The organism is Candidatus Cloacimonadota bacterium (assembly GCA_034722995.1).
Classification (GTDB): domain Bacteria; phylum Cloacimonadota; class Cloacimonadia; order JGIOTU-2; family JGIOTU-2; genus JAGMCF01.
This window is the reverse complement of the sequence record JAYEOL010000009.1, coordinates 1-18,900: the sequence shown is the minus strand read 5'-3', so window position 1 is coordinate 18,900 and position 18,900 is coordinate 1. Positions and strand designations below refer to the sequence as shown.

Sequence of the window (18,900 nt, the reverse complement as noted above, 5' to 3'; positions counted from 1 at the left end):
TTAATAGATTCAAATAAGTAAATTGAGTGGTTCCAAAATTTTTGTATACATAATACAAAGTAGGTTTATTAAAAATGCTAACTTGTAAAGGTCGTATCTTTATTATAAAAGTTATTTTTGTTAGCATTTTTTTATTAATTATATACAGGCTTTACTCTATTCAAATTTTAGATACATACAATTACTTTAACAAATATTATCGTTACAAAAACAAAAAAATAGTGATTCCAGCCGAACGTGGAATTATCTATGACCGTAATGGCATACCTTTTGTTGAAAATAAGAAAGTATTTAAACTTGAACTTTGTCCAGCAATTACTCATTGGAGTTTTACTGATTCTGTCCGCCAGTCCCCGATTTGTCGGGACTCCGTCTCGGAGCTGGCGGATGAAAAACAGATAATATATAAAACAATTTCTGAAATAATAGCCCGATACACAGATAAGTCACCAGGTATTTATGAAAAGAGAATTAAGAATTTTGCTTATAAGTATCCAAATGGATTTGAGCTTTCAACAAATATAGATGTTATTAATAAGAATAATATATTATCTGAATTAAATAAAAGTAATATCAATGGAATAAATTGCTATAAACAACCGTCAGTAAGAGTATATCCATTGGGGGATTTGGCTGGCGCCTTGATAGGCTATTATGCAAATGGAAGTGGTCTATGTGGCGTTGAAGGAACTTTTGATAAAGAGCTAACTGGTATTGATGGATGGGCTGAAGTTATCCAATATGGTACAGGTTGGCATTATCATTTCACTAATATGGATACTCAAAAGCCTATTAAAGGCAGTTCAGTTTATCTGTCTATTGATGCACATATACAATCAATTTTGGAAAGAAATTTAAAAGAAGGTTTAAAAGATTATAATGCGAAGAATGCAATCGGTATCATAATTTCACCGAAAAATGGTGACATTCTCGCAATGAGTGGAATCTCATCAGAGAATTTGAATGTTTCTATAAGAACTAAACATTCTATGCCAATATTTCCGATTAATTGGTTGTTTGAACCAGGCTCAACATTAAAACCTATAACCGCTCTATTAGCTATTGAAAAAGGTTTGTTCAAGTCCACAGATATTATTGATTGTCGTACACGCAAGGTCGGCAGAAGAGTCATTTCTGATGTAAAGCCATATAAAGAATTAACATTTAAAGATGTGATTGTTCATTCAAGTAATGTTGGTATAACACGAATAGTGGATAAGTTGACTAAAGCCAATTTATATAATAGGATAATAGAACTGGGTTTTGGGAACAAAACAGGAATTACACTAAATGGAGAAATCGCGGGCATTCTTCATAAGCCATCAGAGTGGTCAAAATATTCCATTCATTCACTTTCATTCGGACAGGAAATTTCTGTGACTGCCATACAATTAGTTTTTGCCTATGGCGCTTTAGCAAATGGTGGAAATCTTTTTCAGCCGCAAATAATTAAAAAGATTGTCAATAATGAAGGGGATGTTTTATTTGAATCCAAAAAAAAAATTATAAAACAAATTTCCAATACTAATGCTTTGGATACATTGAAAACATTTCTTAAAACCGTTGTAGATGATGGCTTTGGAATTAATGCTAAATTAGATTTTGTAAATATTGCAGGAAAAACTGGAACAGCTGAGAAGAAAAAAATTGATGGGATTGGTTATGACGAAAATAAATATGTTTCAAGTTTTGTTGGATTCTTTCCTGTTGAAGACCCACAAATTGTAATGCTAATAATTTTTGATGAACCAGATTATGACCATCGGTTCGGCAGCATTTGTGCAGCGCCTACTTTTAAGAAAATCGTTGAGGAAATTACCGTCCTTTCCAATTCTAATTTAATTAATGTTATTAATCAAGTTAATCAAGATTATGTTTTAGTGCCTGATTGTATTGGCTTACAGGTTTCAGAACTAAGAAAATTTTTGTCAGGGAAAAATCTCTCTTATACTATTTTTGGAAATGGAGAATTTGTAACTAATCAGTTCCCCAAACCGGGGACATCTATGCTGGAAAAATTTCCAATAATGATTATTGCTGAGGATAAATTTAAAGAAAATCTTGTGCAAAATTTTTAGAAAGCTTGCGATTAACTTGACTAAGCAATTCTTTTAAAAGTCTATATAATAAAAGAATGTTGTTTTTTAATGCCTAAAAAATATTATATTTACATATTTTTCACGGTTTGATAAAAAAGCGGAATAGGACTCTAAATTCATGAAAGAGATAAGTGTTAAAAAAACTGTCACAGTCATAAATGGAAAAACTGGAAATAAAGCAGATATATTAGTTAACAGAATTTTTACTGATAGCAGGAAAATAAACGAAAGGGATTTAAAAAATATAAATTCAATTTTTTTTGCTCTTAAAGGGGAAAATTATGATGGTCATAACTTCGTATATGAAGCTTTAAAGAATGGTGCACAGATTGCAGTTGTGGAATATACACCTCCGAACATCAAAAAGGATAAAAAATTAATATATGTTGATAATACTTTAATGGCATTGGGTAAATTGGCAAAATGTTATAAAAAACAATTTGAATTACCTGTTGTTGGAATTACCGGGTCTGTAGGTAAGACATTAACAAAAGAGTTTATAGCAAATGTGTTATCAATAAAATATAATGTTCATAAGACAAAAGGGAACTTCAATACTGTTGTTGGGTTACCTTTAACAATTTTTGATATGAATGATTCTCATGAGATTTCAATATTGGAACTTGGTACTAATCACTTTGGTGAGATTAAACATCTAACACAAATTTGCGAACCAAATATCTCAATTATTACAAGCATAGGAGAATCGCATCTGGAATTTTTTCAAGACATTGAAGGTGTCTTCAAAGAAAAATTTGATATTTTCAAATATTCGTCAAAACAAGGTTTAAAAATTTTTAATGGAGATATAAAATTTCTTCAAGAATATAAGGGTTGTGAAAATTACATTTCTTATGGAATAGGCAATAATGATTTTGAACTTTCTTCAATAGATTTAGAAAATGAGAAACTTTTATTCAAATTAAATGACGAAAGCTATTTTATATTTAACAGTGGCAAACACAATATATTTAATGCTATTCCTGCAATTATTCTTGGAAAAGAATTTGGTTTAACTCACAAAGAAATTCAGGAGGGATTATTACAAAAACCAGAGATTAATTTAAGAATGGAAATCCTTCACAATAAGATTAATGATTGGATGATTATTGCTGATTGTTACAATGCAAATCCTGTTTCAATGCGTGCTGCACTAAATTATTTGGTTAATACAAATAAGCTCTATAAATTTGCTATCTTAGGCGATATGTTAGAATTGGGAGACAAAAGTATTGAGTTCCATAAACAAATTGGAGATTTATTAAAAAAGATGAAATTAGATAGGGTTATTTCAATTGGTAAATTATCAAAAAAATTTAATAGCAGCAATCATTATAATTCAATTGATGAATTTGTTGGAAATGACGGAAATTTTCATTTCCCCAAACAATCTGCTATTTTAGTTAAAGGTTCCCGAGCTTTAGAGATGGAAAAAATTGTAGAAAGGTTGGTTGACTAATGTTTTATCATATATTATATCCTCTTGTTAAGTATCATACAATTTTTAATGTGTTTCAATATATTACATTTCGTGCAGTCGGTGCCTTTCTGACAGCAATCTTAATATGCTTTATTTTTGGTCCTAAAATCATAAAAGCATTGCGTAAGTACCAGATAACTGAATCTATTAGTAATTATTTACCAGATTCTCATAAGGCGAAAAAAGGAACTCCGACAATGGGTGGAATTATTATTGGCTTGGGCTTGATTCTTTCTACACTTCTTTGGAACAATTTAACAAATCCCTATGTTTTAATAGCCATATTAGTGACATTATGGCTGGGAGGTTTAGGGTTTTGGGATGATTATCTAAAAAATGTACAACATGCAGAAGAAGGCTTAATAGAAAAATATAAAATATCAGGTCAGATTGTTTTAGGATTAATTATTGCATTTATTTTATATCTTGGTTATGAAAAAACAAATACAATTACTCAGATAAACATACCGTTTTTGAAAAATACATCTTTTTCATTAGGAATATTTTTTATTCCGTTTGTTGCATTATTTATTACATTTTACTCAAATGCAGTAAACTTAACTGATGGTTTGGATGGTCTGGCTGCCGGGTGTATCGCGTTGGCTGCCTTTGGATTAGGTGTTATGTGTTATGTTAAAGGTAATTTTGTTGTTGCAAAGTATTTGAGAATTGAATTTATAAAAGAAGCAGGTGAACTCACAATTTTTGCCTCCGCGATTATAGGTACAATTTTAGGATTTCTCTGGTTTAATATAAAACCTGCCTCAATTTTTATGGGTGACACTGGCGCACTCTCTATGGGAGGAATACTTGCAGTACTTGCAATTCTGATTAAAGAAGAAATATTCTTTCTTATCATTAGTGCCGTGTTTGTTGTTGAAGCAGTTTCTTCTTTAATTCAGAGATTATATTTCAGGCGGACACGAATTAAAACTGGTAAAGGGAAAAGAGTCTTTTTATGTGCGCCAATTCATCACCATTTTGAATTAAAAGGTTGGTCAGAGGAGAAAATTGTTATACGGTTTTGGATTATTGCAATGTTTTTGACTGCTTTAGGACTTATTACATTAAAATTAAGATAATCCGAAGGATCTGCCTTAGGCATGACATGAATTTCAAAGATAAGAGAGTTGCAATTCTGGGTATGGCTTGCAGCGGTATCTCAGCCGCAATTAAATTAAAAAAATTAGGAGCAATACCTTTTCTTTCAGAAATTAAACCGCAAAATGAATCTGTCACCGCATTCACAGGGATTGATACACAATTTTTAAAAGATTATGAATTTGAATCGGGTGGACATACTGCGAAAGTTCTTAATTCCGATTTAATAATTATTAGTCCTGGCGTTCAAACAAACATTTCAATATTAAAAAAAGCAGCCAAAAAAGGAATACCTGTTTGGAGTGAGATTGAACTTGGTTACCAGATTGTGAAAGATTTCAACTGTAAAATAATTGCTGTTACTGGTTCAAATGGCAAAAGCACTACAGCTACATTGATTTATCATATATTAAAAAAAGCTGGCAAAAACGCTATTCTTGGTGGAAATATTGGACATGCTTTTACATCGTTTCAAATAGAGAAAGACATTTATGATTTCATAGTTTTGGAAATTAGCAGTTTTCAATTGGATACAATATTTGAATTTAAACCAGACATCAGCATTATTTTAAATGTTACTCCCGACCATTTAGATAGATATAAAAATTTCAATAATTATGTTAAATCTAAATCAAAAATTCTATCAAATCAAACTGAAAATGAACTTACTATTCTAAATTATGACGATTCTATTTGTAAAAATATTGCAAATGATTTTGAGATTCAGAAGGAATTTTTTAGTCTTAATAAACCGATTAATCAAAATATTTTGGTAGAAAATAATCAGTTTATAATTCAATACCCGAATCAACCTAAAATTAGGATTAGTTTTGAAGATTTGCCTATTATAGGATTACATAATGTAAGCAATATTTTTACATCAGCTATTGCCTGCCATCACTGTGGGTTAAATTCAAATGAGATTTCAGACGGGATTTTAACTTTTTCTGGACTGGAACATCGTTTAGAGCCTGTTGCATCAATAAAGGGGATTAATTTTATAAATGATTCAAAAGCAACAAATGGTGCTTCTGTAAAGACTGCTCTCCAAGCCTTGAATGCTCCAATAAATTTGATTATGGGCGGTTCAAGTAAGAATGAAGATTTTTCTCCTTTGAGATTATACATAAAAGAAAATGTAAGAAATCTTGTAGTGTTTGGTCAGACAAAAGACATTTTATATAAAATCTTTTCAAATGTTGTAAAAATACATATTGTTAAGAATTTAAGAGATGCTACTAAAAAGGCTTTTGAAATTGCTAATAAAGGAGATTATGTTCTTCTATCACCAGGTTGTGCAAGTTATGATATGTTTAAAAATTTTGAGGAGCGCGGAAGAAAATTTAAAGAGATAGTTCTTAATTTACAAAGATAAAATGAAAATCGCCACAAAGATAATTGAAGATTCTATTATTTATATCTGTATTGTTCTGGTTTTACTTGGACTTATACTGATAGGTAATATCAGTTCATTTCGTTTCAATAATTATGATTTTTTAAAGCAATTAATATGGACAGCGGTATCTATCATTTTCTTTTTCATATTTTTCTTCATAGATTTGGAAAAACTGAGAAAGTTTGCCTTCCCTCTTATAATTTTAGGATTACTATTACTGTTTGCAGTTTTTTTGCCCGGTTTAGGAGTTTGTATAAATTACTCAATTAGATGGCTTCATATAGGTCCAATTAGATTTCAACCAAGCACATTTGTTAGACTAATGTTAATATTTTATCTATCACATTTTCTTGCAAAAAATAAGAGTTGGATAGAACAGTCTAAACCAATTCAATTTTTTAAAAAATTTGAACCTATAATCATTTTTCCTTTAATATGCTTTTTTTTAATTTATAAAGAACCAGATTTAAGTACTGCTGCAATTCTATTTTTAATTTATTTAAGCATATTATTTATTGCCAGAATAAAAGTATCAACTATTTTTTTTATAGCTTTTTTGGCTATTTTAGTGGTAATATTAGTTTTCAAGTTTGGACCAGAATATAGGACAGCAAGATATTCGGCATTTTCAAAATTTATTTCTGGTAAGCAATTAAGTAAAGAGGTAGAAGAGAAATATTGCTATCAACCTCGTGAATCATTAGTTGCTCTATCTAATGGAAGATTATATGGTAGAGGGAGCAATCAGGGGCGAGCAAAACTTTTCTATTTGCCATTTGCAAAAACCGATTACATTTTTGCAATATTTGGCGAAGAGTTTGGATTTTTAGGCACAACTTTATTAATTGCTTTATATCTAATTCTTATTTTAGGTTGTTTTACATTGGCACAAAGGTCTAATGACTTTTTCTATACACTTCTTATTGCAGGACTCACTTTTAATTTTGCATATAATGTTATTATTAATATCGGAGTTGTTACAAGTTTGATACCATCAACAGGTGTTAGTTTGCCATTTATAAGTTACGGAGGTTCTGCCTTGCTTGCGGATTCAATATCAATTGCGACCATTCTTAATGCCAGTCGTAGAGCAAAGTTAAGTAATAGGTCATGAGATATGATTAACATTGCTATTGCTGCTGGAGGAACTGGAGGCCATATTTTCCCGGGCATTTCCATAGCAGAAGGATTCATTAATAAATTTGATGATGTGAAGATAATTTTTATTGGTGCGCGGAATGGAATTGAGAATATAATCATACCAAAATACAATTTTGAAGTGGTCAAAATAAATGCCCAAAGGCTCTATCGCTATCTTACTTTCAAAAACTTACTTTTTCCCTTCTGTTTGTTAGAAAGTATAGAACAAACAAAAAGAATATTTAATAAAATGAATACTGATATATTTATAGGATGCGGTGGATTTGTATCTGGAGCAGCAGGCTTAGCTGCTTTATATCTTCATCTACCGATTTTTTTGCAAGAGCAAAATAGCTTCCCTGGAATCAGTACAAGGTTATTAGCTAAATCCTGTAAAAGGCTATATATAGGAAATGAAGATGTTAAACAATATTTTAAATCATCCCGACTTGTCGGGACAAAAATCAAATATACAGGAAATCCTATTAGAAAATTTGAAAAAGCTAGTAAGGCGAAAGCTTTAAACTTCTGGAAATTTGAAAATAAGAAAACAATATTTATTTATGGTGGAAGTCAAGGCTCACATGCATTAAATGTTAATTTTTATGAAATCATTGATGATATATTAAGTAATGATATTCAAATAATTTTTCAAACTGGTTTCATGGATTTTGACAAGGTAAAAAATAAATTTGGTACCCGAAAAGGATTAATAGTTCAACCGTTTTTTGACAATATTGAATATGCTTACTCAGCATCTGATTTAGTAATATGTCGTGCTGGTGCAATTTCATTAAGTGAAATATCACATTTTGGATTACCTGCGATATTAATTCCGTTCCCATATTCTGCAGGCCAGCATCAACTAAAAAACGCCAAAAGCTTTATGAAAAAAGGAGCAGCTGAAATTATTACAGAAAAAGAATTAAATCCTCAATTACTTTTACAAAAAATACTTGATTTAATAAACAATAAAAACAAACTAATAAAAATGTCAGATTCAATAAAAAGTCTATCAATATATGACTCAGCCACGAGAATTGTTGAAGATATAATTCAATTTATTAGAGAATAATAAAGATGTTAGGAAAAACTAAAATAATTCATTTTGTTGGAATTGGCGGTATTGGTATGAGTGGGATAGCAGAACTGCTTCTAAATTATGGTTATAAGATAACAGGTTCTGATTTGTTAAAGACTCCAGTTACTGAAAAATTGGAGAGGATGGGAGCTAAAGTATATTATTGTCATAATTCAAAACATATTACTGATGCAGATGTTGTTGTTAAATCTTCTGCCATAAAAAGTAACAATATTGAAATAAGAACTGCTTTGACAAAGAAAATACCAGTAATTAGAAGAGCTGAGATGCTTTCTGAATTGATGCGAATGAAATATGGCATAAGTATAGCAGGCACTCATGGTAAGACTACAACCACCTCAATGGTTGGAATGATTTTAGCAGAAGCAGGACTGAAACCAACACTTATTATTGGTGGGAAGGTAAAAAATTTTAATTCCACATCCGTCCTGGGAAACTCAAAGTATATAGTAGTGGAAGCCGATGAATTCGACCATTCCTTTCTTACCCTGAGTCCTATTATTGCTGGAATTACTAATATTGAGCCAGAGCATCTGGACTGCTATCCAACTATAAAAGACTTAGAAACTGCATTCCTGCAGTATGCCAATTCTGTTCCCTTCTTTGGACTAATTATTGCCTGTCTTGATGATAAAAAAATAAAAGAAATCATACCACGGTTTGAAAAAAGATTGTGTACCTATGGAGTTGATCCAGAAGCTGATGTCAGAGCTGTTAATATAAAATTTAAAGATTTTACTTCGCAATATGACTTAGTATATGAAAAGAAAAGATTGGGTCCAATTCACCTTCAGCTTCCCGGTGTTCATAATATTAAAAATTCACTTTTAGCAGCGACCGTTGCATTAGAATTAGAAATCTCCTTTAATTACATTCGCAATGGTCTTGCAAAGTTCAAAGGTGTATATCGCAGATTTGAGAAAAAAGGCTGCATAAATGATATCTTGATTTACGATGATTATGCACATCATCCGACTGAAATTATGGCTACTTTAAAAGGAATCAGAAATGGCTCAATTAGAAGAATAGTTGTAGTATTTCAACCTCATCTTTACTCCAGGACTCAAAAGTTCTATGAAGAATTTGCCAGGACCCTCTCCTTATCAGATTTATTGATTGTTACTGATGTGTATCCAGCAAGAGAAATGGCTATCCCGGGAATAAATGGAAAACTTATTGTGGATTCGGCAATCAAACAAGGAAACAGAAATGTTATATACATAGAAAATAAAGAAGATGTCCCAAATAAATTATTGGAGATAACAAAAAGCGGAGATATTGTAATCACAATGGGAGCTGGTGATATTTATAAAGTTAGCGAGAAGTTTCTCTCTATGTTAGAAAAAGATGTGAAAACTAAAAACAAAAAAGATTAGCTTACTTTATTATGCAAAATATAAATTTATTCAAAAATTATATCCTAAGAGAAAATCTTAATAAATATACTTTTTTTAATTATCTAATAAAAAATTATACAACTATATGCACAGGTGGAAATGCGGGATGTTTCATTGAATTACCAGGTTTAGATATTTTGAGAAATGTTTTTGAATTCATCTGTAAAAATGAGATAAAATATAATGTGATTGGAAACGGTTCAAATCTACTGGTTTCAGAAAATGGCTTTGATGGTGTAGTAATTTCTCTAAAGAAAATTCCGCAGAAACTATATTGTAAAAACAATTATCTATTTATTTCTGCAAATATTGAAGTGTCTCATCTTTTGGAAATGTGTCAAAAATATGGATTAAGTGGACTTGAATTTTTAAATGGCATACCGGGAACAATAGGCGGAATAGTTGAAATGAATGCAGGAGCATTTGACCATTCAATAGCTGAAATGCTTAAAGAAATTGCTATTATTAATGAGAACGGAGAGTTAGAAAAAATATCATCAGAGAATATACACTTTAATTATCGCAAAATTGATTTTAAGAGAAGCAATTATATAATTATTGAGGCAGTTCTCAAAATAAAAAGGGAATCTCAAAAGAAGGTTGAAGATCTATGTAAGAAATATTTGTTTACTAGAAGCTCAAAATTTCTTTTGGATTGTCATACTTTTGGTTCAGTTTTCAAAAACGGTGATGACTATTATGCGGGTGAGTTGCTTGAGAAGTGTGGATTAAAAGGGTATAGAATTGGAGATGCACAAATCTCTGAAAAGCATGCGAATTTTATTATCAATATTGGTAAAGCGACTTCAAATGATATTTATAAGCTTATAAAAATAATGAGGGTGAAAGTATTCAAAAAGTTTAATATCAAGCTTGAGCCAGAAGTTAAATTTTGGGGAGATTTTTCTGATGCAGATTAATAGAAAAGTATATAAAAGAAGGAGTAACAAGGTAAAAAAGAGTAGAATTCTCTCCTTTTTTTACTTGCTAATATTATTTTTGTTTTTAGCATTCACTTTTGCATATCTCTCACTTTATGGATTATCACATTGGAATTTATTAAATATTAAAGAAATAGAAATCAAAGGGACACACTACATTAATGAAAATTTATTATATCTCAGATTAGCAAGTTTTGAAGAGAAAAATCTGTTTGCAGTAAATGATAACATAATAAAGGAAATTTTGTCAGAATATACAAGAATAAAATCTTTTAAGGTTATCAGACAGATTCCAAATACTCTAAAAATATTAATTCAAGAAAGAATTCCAATAGCATGCTTAAGTTTTTCCGATGACAGAATGTATCTAATTGATAATGAGGGAGTTATTTTAGATTCTGCAAAGAATAGCGACCAGAAGGATTTGCCTGTTTTCAAAGGAATAAATACAAATAATTTGACATTTGGGAGAACTATTTCTGCTAAAAACATAAAAGTTATATTAAGTATATATAATTATATAAAGCAGAAAAATCCAGATTTTGTTGACAGAATTTCAGAATTTGATATGGAGGATGGAGAAGTTATACTGATTGAAAAAGCAAGGAATGTAAAATTTTTGTTAGGCTCTGAAAAATTTCAAGAAAGAATTGATAAGTTAATATTTGCTTATCAAAATTTTGGGATTGCGAATTTTTCTGAAATTGATTTAAGATTTTCTGACCCGAAGAACGAGATAATTATATTAAGGTAAAATGGCGAAAGAAAAGATAATAACTGCACTTGACATTGGAACAACCAAGATTTGTTGTCTTATATCAATTCTTGATAAGAACAATAAGCTTAAGATTTGTGGGATTGGCGAAAATAAGTCTGAAGGACTCTCACAAGGGATGATAAAGAATATTCGTGCTGCATCTGATTCAATGGATAAGGCTATAAAAGAAGCAGAAAAAATGTCAGGTAGAGATGCACAAAATGTTTTTATTGGCGTAGCTGGCGAACTCATAAGAAGTTATGTAAGTCACGGTATTACAAATATAGAAAGCAAGAGCAGATATTCTAATGAGCTTAACGATTATGAAGTTACAGAAAATGAGATTAAAAGAGTTGTTGAAGATGCAAAAAAGAATAAACCGATATCAAGTGATAGAAGAATTATACACGCAGAACCTCAATTCTTTATCGTTGATGGCATACCTGGTATTCTTGACCCAATCGGAATGTCTGGAAGACGGTTTGAAGCTGATGTACATATTGTTACTGCTGATATAAATTCTTTAAACAATATTTATAGATGCATCCAAAGAATAGGTCTAAATGTTAAAGATGTTGTCTTACAACCCATCGCTTCATCAATGGCAGTATTAAATCGGGATGAAAGAGAATTAGGTTCAATACTTGTGGATATCGGAGGTGGAACAACTGATATATCTATATATTACAAGAGAGGTATTAGATTTAGTTGTATTATTCCTCTTGGTGGCGAGGATATTACAAATGACCTTGCAATTGGGTTGCGGACACCAAAGGTTGAAGCTGAAAAAATTAAGATTGAATATGGATATGCCCGTCCTGACCACGCAGATGGAAATATAAAAATTGAAATTCCTGGCATTGGTGGACGTCCTGCAACTAAACGTTCTCAGAAATTTGTTGCTGAGATTATTAATCCTCGCATTCAAAAGATTGCGGACCTTACTTATAATGAGATTAATAAAAGTAGATATTTAAAAATGATAACAGCAGGAATTTCTATTACTGGGGGCACGGCAAATTTGAGAAGCACAAACCAATTATTTGAAGAAGTATTTGATTTACCGACCAAAACAGGGTATCCCTCTTTCACAGGAATCTATGGGGATACAGAAAGTCTGTCAGACCCAAAATATGCAACTGGAGTTGGGCTATTATGTTGGGGAAAGAAAAATTTTGAGAAGGACCCATTTAATAAAAACTCTAAAAAGTCACTTATTGAGAAAATGATTTCAAGAATTAGAGATTGGTTTGCTGATCAAAATTTTACTTAAATCTCTAAATGAAAGTTAGATTATTCTATAAAATGATTTTTCTCTTTTATATCAATTGAGGCAACAATGTTAAAATTCAGTGATTCATTAGACGGCCCCGATTTAATCGGGGATTCCAAAATTAAAATTATTGGTATTGGTGGAGCAGGAAATAATGCAATAAACACAATGATAGGGAATAAACTGAAGGATGTTGAGTTCATTGCAATTAATACTGATTTGCAGGTACTCAATAATTCATTAGCAGAAACTAAGGTTCAAATTGGGAAGAAGTTACTAAAGGGATTTGGTGCAGGTGGAAATCCTGAGTTAGGAACTTTGGCTGCTGAAGAAAATGAAGAAGAGCTGAAAAAGGCTATTTTAAATGCAAAAGTTGTTTTCATAGCTGCTGGAATGGGAGGCGGAACTGGCACAGGAGCGGCTCCGATTATTGCAAGAATTGCTAAAGAAAGTAATATTTTAACTATTGGTATTGTAACATATCCCTTTGTTTGTGAAGGAAGAATCCGACGCGAAAATGCCGATAAGGGCATAAATGACCTAAAGAATAATGTGAATTCATTAATTGTTATTCCTAACGAAAGATTAAAAGAAAAGTTCGGAGAAATAGAACTTTATGAAGCGTTTAAGAAGGCAGATGCAGTTCTTTATAATGCTGCAAAATCTATTTCCGATATCGTTAATAAAAGAGGGTATGTAAATGTTGATTATGCAGATGTAAAAACAGTCCTGTCATATATGGGTTATGCGCTTATTGGTCTTGGCAGAGCAGAAGGTGATGATAGAGCTGAAAAAGCCACTTTAGAAGCAATATCAAATCCCTTAATTAGCAATATATGCCTGGCTAAATCAAAAGCAATACTTTATAATGTAACTGCTGGCTATGATCTAAAAACATCTGAACTTGATAAAATAGCATCAATTATTAATAAAGAAACAGATGAAAACAAAAATATTATTTTCGGACTTATTTATGATAAAGAGATGAATAATAAAATGGATATTGCAATAATTGCTGGCGGAATACCTGAATCGGATACAGAGTTACAATCAATAGAAGAGATTAAAAAGAAATCGCATGAAGAAGAAATATCTGAGATTCAGCAAATATTAGAAAGAATACATCAATCGGAAAAATTGTCTCCCTATGAGAATAGAATTGATAGCGGAGTAAACTGAAACTAACCCCAGAGAATCCCGCCATTGCGGGACAAAGTCCGCCAAGTTATTTTATTATCTTTGCCTGTCCTGTTAAATGTTTACTATTTAATAGGGTGTCCATTGCGTCTACTTTGTCCCGAGATATCGGGACGGTTAAATTTCTTGCTCATCATGCCAAAGGCATATCCGACTCTGGCGGAAAAAACAAAAATTCTATTTGTAATACTATAGACCACATTCTGAAAAAATTGATAAAGCAAGAGAGGAGAGCAGATTTCAACATTTTTATGATAAACATAATGAAAATTGAGAAGATTCTATTTTTGTATAAGGAGTTGATTTGATAAATTATATAATACACCTTCTAATTTATAGTCTATCTGTATATTTAGTCAGCAAGTTTACAAAGTTAGTATCAATAAAAGATTTCAAAACAGCATTGCTTTTTTCTATTGTAGTTGGAATTGTAAATACTGTGATAAGACCAATTTTTATTGTTCTTACATTCCCAATCGCCATTATTACCTTTGGGGTTTTTTTGATATTTATTAATGGACTTATGTTGATGTTATCATCTGTTTTTTTCAAAGAAATAAAGATAAAGGGCTGTTTTTCTGCAGCTCTTGCCAGTATATTGATTTCTATTGTAATTTACATCTTTGAATTGTTCATTATTGTTTAAATTTTATTTGAAGCAAATCATATCAATTGATTAAATACAAAAAGAGGTGTCTTATGAAAGCAAAATTAGTGGCTTTACTATTAGTTGCCTGTTTACTTGCAATTATTGGTTGCAGTAAATCTTCAACCGAACCCCAAAATGAATCACCTGAAATAACTAATATAGTTGCAGTTCCAGATACAATCAGAACAGGACAAACTACAACAATTACCTGTTTTGCAAATGACCCTGATGGTGATAGTCTAACATATAAATGGGAAGCTGTTTCAGGCACTATTACAGGTTCAGGCGCAACGGTTCAATGGACTCCACCTGATACAACAGGAACATACTCAATAATCTGCACAGTTGAAGATGGAAGAGGAGGACAGGATACCCAGCATGTTAATATTTATGTAGTTAATGTTCTATACCGTGTAATAAAAATGTTGGATTACAATATGATAGACGAATTGCAAGTTTATAGAGATAGCTTTGTTTATAATGATAAAAATAAGGTAATTCGTAATGAACTTTTTAATTCCGATGATGAGATAATCGGGTTGGAATTGTATGAATATGATGTGAATAATTTACTTGAAAGAAGGTCAAATTTTGTGCCTGCTGATACAATAAATACATTGAATTGGTATAGAACAAACTATCAATATAATGCAGATAATCTTCCAACTCGTTGCAATATTTATAACAATAGTGATGCACAAACCGGATATTTAATTTGGGAATATGACAGTAATGGAGTATGGATAAAATTGAAAGAATATAGTATAGAGGATTCTCTGTTGAATTATTGGGGAAATTTTGAATATAATGATTATGGAAACTTCAGTAAATGGTATTGGTTTGATGACAATAACAATTTAATTAGATATAGATTGTGGGAGTTTGAAGAATACCAAGATTAAAAAAGTTCGGGGACACTACCAGATTTGGGTGTAGCCCTGAACATTTTGGAAATCTAAAAGCGAAATCCACGCCATATGTCGCATATCATACCAAATTCAGATGGGTTCACGACATTAATGTCGTGGATACACACGTTAAGTGAAATCATTGTCCGTTTTTTTTGTAAAAAACAAGGATGGTTGACTTATGGAAAAATCGATCAGCAAAATAGTTAAGGAATTTAGACGATTCTGGAAGAATTATGTATTTCAGAGCCTTTTTGCTGCTTCCACAATATTTACAGCACTTTTATTCTTAAACATAGAAAAAAGACCAATTATAATAGCATCGATAGGTGCTACCGCTTTTATTGTATTTGCAATGCCCCAAAATATTACTGCTAAACCAAGGAATGCCATAGGAGGTCATTCGGTGTTGGCCTCCTATGTGGATCTTTATGCGCTTTAATTCCACACCCTTCGTTCTTGTATTCTATTCTTGTATATTCACTTGCTGTTGGACTTTCTATTTTTGTAATGGTAGTTATAGATACAGAGCATCCACCTGCATCAGGCACGGCTTTGGGCATTGTAATCACAGGTTTCTCTTTAAATGCAACAATCGCTGTAATAACAAGTGCCATAGTACTATCATTAGTTCATCATTTCTTTAAACCGTATCTAAGAGATTTTACATAATGTTTTTAAATTACAACTTCAGTTCTATTGCAAAAACTTCACTTAATAGCAGATAAAAGGGAAATCTCTGTCTACCTCCGCTTGCCATCGGGCAGGGACAGGCAGGAAAGATTTCCCAAAATTGCCTTCGCCAACTTCGGGTATCCGTGGGACGTTATATGAAATTGTAGTCTCTAAACTATAGATAATGGGAGTGTTAAGAAAAATGCAAAACTTATATGAATTGATACAAAAAATAACAGGATTATATCCTGAGGCACAAACAAAGCTGTTAATCTCAGTACTTATTATTCTAATTTTATGGCTTATTCGTTTTTTAATCCTAAAAATAGTTTGGCGACGAAGTGAAGATGTGCGAATTCGTTACCTTTGGAAAAAGACCTTAACTTATGTAGTATCTCTCCTGGGTCTACTTCTCATAGTTAATGTATGGATTCAAGCTTTTAGGCAACTGGGTACTTTCTTGGGTTTATTATCCGCAGGTTTGGCCATTGCCCTAAAAGACTTGGTGGAAAACATTGCTGGATGGCTTTTTATTATTGCACGGAGGCCATTTACTATTGGAGACCGCATCCAGATTGGAAATTATGCCGGCGATATTATCGATATGCGTGTGTTTCAGTTTACTCTTATGGAAATCGGTAATTGGGTAGATGCAGATCAAAGCACTGGAAGGGTTATCCACATTCCGAATGGGAAAGTATTCACTGACATACTTGCAAATTATAGTAAGGGGTTTCAATATATCTGGAATGAGATTCCTGTTCTTGTAACCTTTGAGAGTAACTGGAAAAAAGCCAGGAATATATTACTCCAAATAGCACGCACACATACAGAACATCTGAGTAAATCAGCCGAGAAAAGAATAAAAGAAGCAAGCAAAAGATATATGATATTTCACTCTCATCTTGCTCCTATTGTTTATACAAGTGTAAAGAACAGTGGTGTCCTGTTAACTATCCGTTATCTTTGTGAGCCTCGTAAGCGTCGTAGTAGTGAACATGCAATATGGGAAGACATTTTGCAAGAATTTGCCAAATATGCCGATATTGATTTTGCGTATCCTACGGAACGATTCTATAATTATCAGCTTGAGAAAAAGACTGAAAATAAACAATCAAATAAAGAGAACGCAAAACATCCTGTGCATAAAAAGGAGTAAGTTAAGATGGCTGCAATTTCATATAACATAGCATAAAAGGTTTGCCCGACGATACGTCTGGGTCACCCAAACCCAGCACAAATTAGTGCTGGGCTTTTTTATACAGGAAAGGTTATGCAAATAAATATCAAATTAACTCATCAGGATAAATTATATGTATAGTTTGAAAATTGCTTTAAATGTATTCTTTTAAAGAAATCTATGAAGATGTGAAAAAATAGTATCTTGAGAAATACCCACAGTTTTCAGCCCAAAACTGAACACCAATTTTGATAGAAATCCCCTCTTGCCTGTCCGCCCTTTGGCGGGAGAGGGGTGTTACGATAAATCTACTAAAGGAAGATTTATCATAATGGGGTGTGTAAATCTTGTTTTTATATAATCTCTATAATTGTGGGAACAGAATTTAATGTTCACATAAATTTTCACCAACGATTAAATTATTATTTACAAAATCTGTAACTAATTCCTCGGGTGTTTTTGCTTCTGCACCAATACAAACTTCAATATTATTTTCTTCAAACAATGCTTGGGCTTTTCTTCCCATTCCTGCTGAAATAATATGTGTTACACCTTGTTCGTGAAGCCATTCGGGAAAAACTCCAGGTTCATGATAAGGCGGTTTAACGAATTGAGTATTTGTTATTTTGTTATTTACCCCGTTAGAAGTCTCCCGATATTTGTCGGGAGCATTTTGCTTAGTGGCGCTATTTCTAACGGGGTGAACATCAATAATTGCAAATTCGTTACACCGTCCAAAGTGAGCACATAGTTTTTTATCTATCGTTGGTATTGCAAATTTGAGCATATCATCTCCAATCTTTTTAATCTTTTCCCGATGAATCGGGATCCCGACCTGTCGGGATAGTTTTAAATCTTTTCTATTATTCTATCAACTATGCTTGCCATTGCTTTTGCAGATTCTGAGTCTTTATAATCTTTTATATATGCTTTACCCCTGTCACCAGTTTCAACAATTTTTTTATCAATTGGGATTTTACCCAGAATTTCTACACCAAAATCTTTTGCTGCTTTTTCTGTTCCTGTACCTTCAAAAATATCAATTAATTTGCCGCAATAAGGACATTTAAAAGCAGTCATATTTTGAATAATGCCAATAACTGGGACATTCACTTTACGGGAAAAATTTATTGTTTTACGAGCATCAAGAAGGGAAAGGTCTTGAGGTGTGGAAACTATAATAGCTCCATCCATTTTTCCTATAATCTGAACAGCAGAAAGTGGCTCATCGCCTGTTCCAGGCGGGCTATCAACAATAAGGTAATCTAAAGGGGGCCATTCTATATCCTGCAAGAATTGTCTTATCAATTTCATCTTAAGAGGGCCACGCCAGATTACCGGATTATCAGGACTGCCCAAAAGTGAGGCAATTGTCAGTGCATACAAATTTTCGTCCACACGAATTGGTTCAGGTCTATCACCTTTTTTCTTGGAAGTTAAAACCTTTCCCTCTATACCCAGCAGCTTCGCGGTAGAAGGTCCGTGAATATCTACATCAAGAATGCCTACTTTTTTCCCTTTTTCTGCTAAGCTATAAGCTAAATTTACAGCCACTGTGCTTTTACCAACTCCACCCTTTCCACTGAGAATAATTATTTTATGCTT

18 protein-coding genes are annotated in these 18,900 nt (G+C 32.0%); 16 read left to right on the top strand and 2 right to left on the bottom strand.

Annotated elements, in window-relative coordinates:
• The first annotated feature begins 221 nt into the window (after nt 1–221).
• The 16 genes from U9R23_01410 to U9R23_01335 all read left to right on the top strand — a co-directional run bounded on the left by U9R23_01410 (nt 222) and on the right by U9R23_01335 (nt 17,274).
• Nucleotides 222–2,078: a penicillin-binding transpeptidase domain-containing protein gene (locus tag U9R23_01410; protein MEA3475095.1), complete on the top strand. Its 1,857-nt coding sequence runs from the start codon at nt 222–224 to the stop codon at nt 2,076–2,078.
• A gap of 139 nt (nt 2,079–2,217) precedes the next feature.
• Nucleotides 2,218–3,558: a UDP-N-acetylmuramoyl-tripeptide--D-alanyl-D-alanine ligase gene (gene murF / locus U9R23_01405; protein ID MEA3475094.1), complete on the top strand. Its 1,341-nt coding sequence runs from the start codon at nt 2,218–2,220 to the stop codon at nt 3,556–3,558.
• Nucleotides 3,558–4,661 carry a phospho-N-acetylmuramoyl-pentapeptide-transferase gene (gene mraY / locus U9R23_01400; GenBank protein ID MEA3475093.1) on the top strand — a complete coding sequence of 368 codons (1,104 nt, stop codon included), beginning with the start codon at nt 3,558–3,560 and terminating at the stop codon, nt 4,659–4,661. The genes murF and mraY overlap by 1 nt, the downstream gene beginning before the upstream one ends.
• A 26-nt stretch (nt 4,662–4,687) precedes the next feature.
• Nucleotides 4,688–6,055, top strand: coding sequence for a UDP-N-acetylmuramoyl-L-alanine--D-glutamate ligase (gene murD, locus U9R23_01395; GenBank protein MEA3475092.1), 1,368 nt, complete (start codon nt 4,688–4,690; stop codon nt 6,053–6,055).
• A gap of 1 nt (nt 6,056) precedes the next feature.
• Nucleotides 6,057–7,190 (top strand): FtsW/RodA/SpoVE family cell cycle protein, encoded by a 1,134-nt coding sequence (locus tag U9R23_01390; protein MEA3475091.1) that lies wholly within the window; start codon nt 6,057–6,059, stop codon nt 7,188–7,190.
• Between the two features lie 3 nt (nt 7,191–7,193).
• Nucleotides 7,194–8,291: an undecaprenyldiphospho-muramoylpentapeptide beta-N-acetylglucosaminyltransferase gene (murG, locus tag U9R23_01385; protein ID MEA3475090.1), complete on the top strand. Its 1,098-nt coding sequence runs from the start codon at nt 7,194–7,196 to the stop codon at nt 8,289–8,291.
• 5 nt (nt 8,292–8,296) lie between these two features.
• Nucleotides 8,297–9,694 carry a UDP-N-acetylmuramate--L-alanine ligase gene (murC, locus tag U9R23_01380; GenBank protein MEA3475089.1) on the top strand — a complete coding sequence of 466 codons (1,398 nt, stop codon included), beginning with the start codon at nt 8,297–8,299 and terminating at the stop codon, nt 9,692–9,694.
• An 11-nt stretch (nt 9,695–9,705) separates the two neighbouring features.
• The gene (murB, locus tag U9R23_01375; protein ID MEA3475088.1) at nt 9,706–10,635 is read left to right on the top strand and encodes a UDP-N-acetylmuramate dehydrogenase; all 930 of its coding nucleotides are present in this window, start codon (nt 9,706–9,708) and stop codon (nt 10,633–10,635) included.
• Nucleotides 10,625–11,410 (top strand): FtsQ-type POTRA domain-containing protein, encoded by a 786-nt coding sequence (locus U9R23_01370; GenBank protein MEA3475087.1) that lies wholly within the window; start codon nt 10,625–10,627, stop codon nt 11,408–11,410. The genes murB and U9R23_01370 overlap by 11 nt, the downstream gene beginning before the upstream one ends.
• Before the next feature lies 1 nt (nt 11,411).
• On the top strand, nt 11,412–12,686 hold the full coding sequence (ftsA, locus tag U9R23_01365; GenBank protein ID MEA3475086.1) for a cell division protein FtsA: 1,275 nt from the start codon (nt 11,412–11,414) through the stop codon (nt 12,684–12,686).
• 66 nt (nt 12,687–12,752) lie between these two features.
• The gene (gene ftsZ, locus U9R23_01360) at nt 12,753–13,865 is read left to right on the top strand and encodes a cell division protein FtsZ (protein MEA3475085.1); all 1,113 of its coding nucleotides are present in this window, start codon (nt 12,753–12,755) and stop codon (nt 13,863–13,865) included.
• Between the two features lie 322 nt (nt 13,866–14,187).
• The gene (locus U9R23_01355; GenBank protein MEA3475084.1) at nt 14,188–14,529 is read left to right on the top strand and encodes a phage holin family protein; all 342 of its coding nucleotides are present in this window, start codon (nt 14,188–14,190) and stop codon (nt 14,527–14,529) included.
• Between the two features lie 53 nt (nt 14,530–14,582).
• Nucleotides 14,583–15,434, top strand: coding sequence for an Ig-like domain-containing protein (locus tag U9R23_01350; protein MEA3475083.1), 852 nt, complete (start codon nt 14,583–14,585; stop codon nt 15,432–15,434).
• Nucleotides 15,435–15,621: 187 nt separating this feature from the next.
• Nucleotides 15,622–15,882, top strand: a complete 261-nt coding sequence (locus U9R23_01345; GenBank protein MEA3475082.1) for an HPP family protein — start codon at nt 15,622–15,624, stop codon at nt 15,880–15,882.
• Between the two features lie 17 nt (nt 15,883–15,899).
• Nucleotides 15,900–16,112 (top strand): HPP family protein, encoded by a 213-nt coding sequence (locus U9R23_01340; protein ID MEA3475081.1) that lies wholly within the window; start codon nt 15,900–15,902, stop codon nt 16,110–16,112.
• Nucleotides 16,113–16,317: 205 nt separating this feature from the next.
• Nucleotides 16,318–17,274 (top strand): mechanosensitive ion channel, encoded by a 957-nt coding sequence (locus U9R23_01335; GenBank protein MEA3475080.1) that lies wholly within the window; start codon nt 16,318–16,320, stop codon nt 17,272–17,274.
• 406 nt (nt 17,275–17,680) lie between these two features.
• Here U9R23_01335 and U9R23_01330 read toward each other — a convergent pair whose 3' ends face one another.
• Together U9R23_01330 and U9R23_01325 are read right to left on the bottom strand one after the other, a co-directional pair.
• Nucleotides 17,681–18,082: a NifB/NifX family molybdenum-iron cluster-binding protein gene (locus U9R23_01330; GenBank protein MEA3475079.1), complete on the bottom strand. Its 402-nt coding sequence runs from the start codon at nt 18,080–18,082 to the stop codon at nt 17,681–17,683.
• Nucleotides 18,083–18,144: 62 nt separating this feature from the next.
• The coding region (locus tag U9R23_01325; GenBank protein ID MEA3475078.1) for an Mrp/NBP35 family ATP-binding protein at nt 18,145–18,900 on the bottom strand (756 nt) is incomplete at its 5' end.

Excerpts from the sequence above, each read along its gene's own strand:
- U9R23_01390 (MEA3475091.1), top strand. The coding sequence starts at position 6,057 with ATGAAAATCGCCACAAAGATAATTGAAGATTCTATTATTTATATCTGT.
- murC (MEA3475089.1), top strand. The coding sequence starts at position 8,297 with ATGTTAGGAAAAACTAAAATAATTCATTTTGTTGGAATTGGCGGTATT.
- mraY (MEA3475093.1), top strand. The coding sequence starts at position 3,558 with ATGTTTTATCATATATTATATCCTCTTGTTAAGTATCATACAATTTTT.
- ftsA (MEA3475086.1), top strand. The coding sequence starts at position 11,412 with ATGGCGAAAGAAAAGATAATAACTGCACTTGACATTGGAACAACCAAG.
- murB (MEA3475088.1), top strand. The coding sequence starts at position 9,706 with ATGCAAAATATAAATTTATTCAAAAATTATATCCTAAGAGAAAATCTT.
- murF (MEA3475094.1), top strand. The coding sequence starts at position 2,218 with ATGAAAGAGATAAGTGTTAAAAAAACTGTCACAGTCATAAATGGAAAA.
- U9R23_01335 (MEA3475080.1), top strand. The coding sequence starts at position 16,318 with ATGCAAAACTTATATGAATTGATACAAAAAATAACAGGATTATATCCT.
- U9R23_01330 (MEA3475079.1), bottom strand. The coding sequence starts at position 18,082 with ATGCTCAAATTTGCAATACCAACGATAGATAAAAAACTATGTGCTCAC.
- U9R23_01350 (MEA3475083.1), top strand. The coding sequence starts at position 14,583 with ATGAAAGCAAAATTAGTGGCTTTACTATTAGTTGCCTGTTTACTTGCA.
- ftsZ (MEA3475085.1), top strand. The coding sequence starts at position 12,753 with ATGTTAAAATTCAGTGATTCATTAGACGGCCCCGATTTAATCGGGGAT.
- murG (MEA3475090.1), top strand. The coding sequence starts at position 7,194 with ATGATTAACATTGCTATTGCTGCTGGAGGAACTGGAGGCCATATTTTC.
- U9R23_01370 (MEA3475087.1), top strand. The coding sequence starts at position 10,625 with ATGCAGATTAATAGAAAAGTATATAAAAGAAGGAGTAACAAGGTAAAA.
- murD (MEA3475092.1), top strand. The coding sequence starts at position 4,688 with ATGAATTTCAAAGATAAGAGAGTTGCAATTCTGGGTATGGCTTGCAGC.
- U9R23_01345 (MEA3475082.1), top strand. The coding sequence starts at position 15,622 with ATGGAAAAATCGATCAGCAAAATAGTTAAGGAATTTAGACGATTCTGG.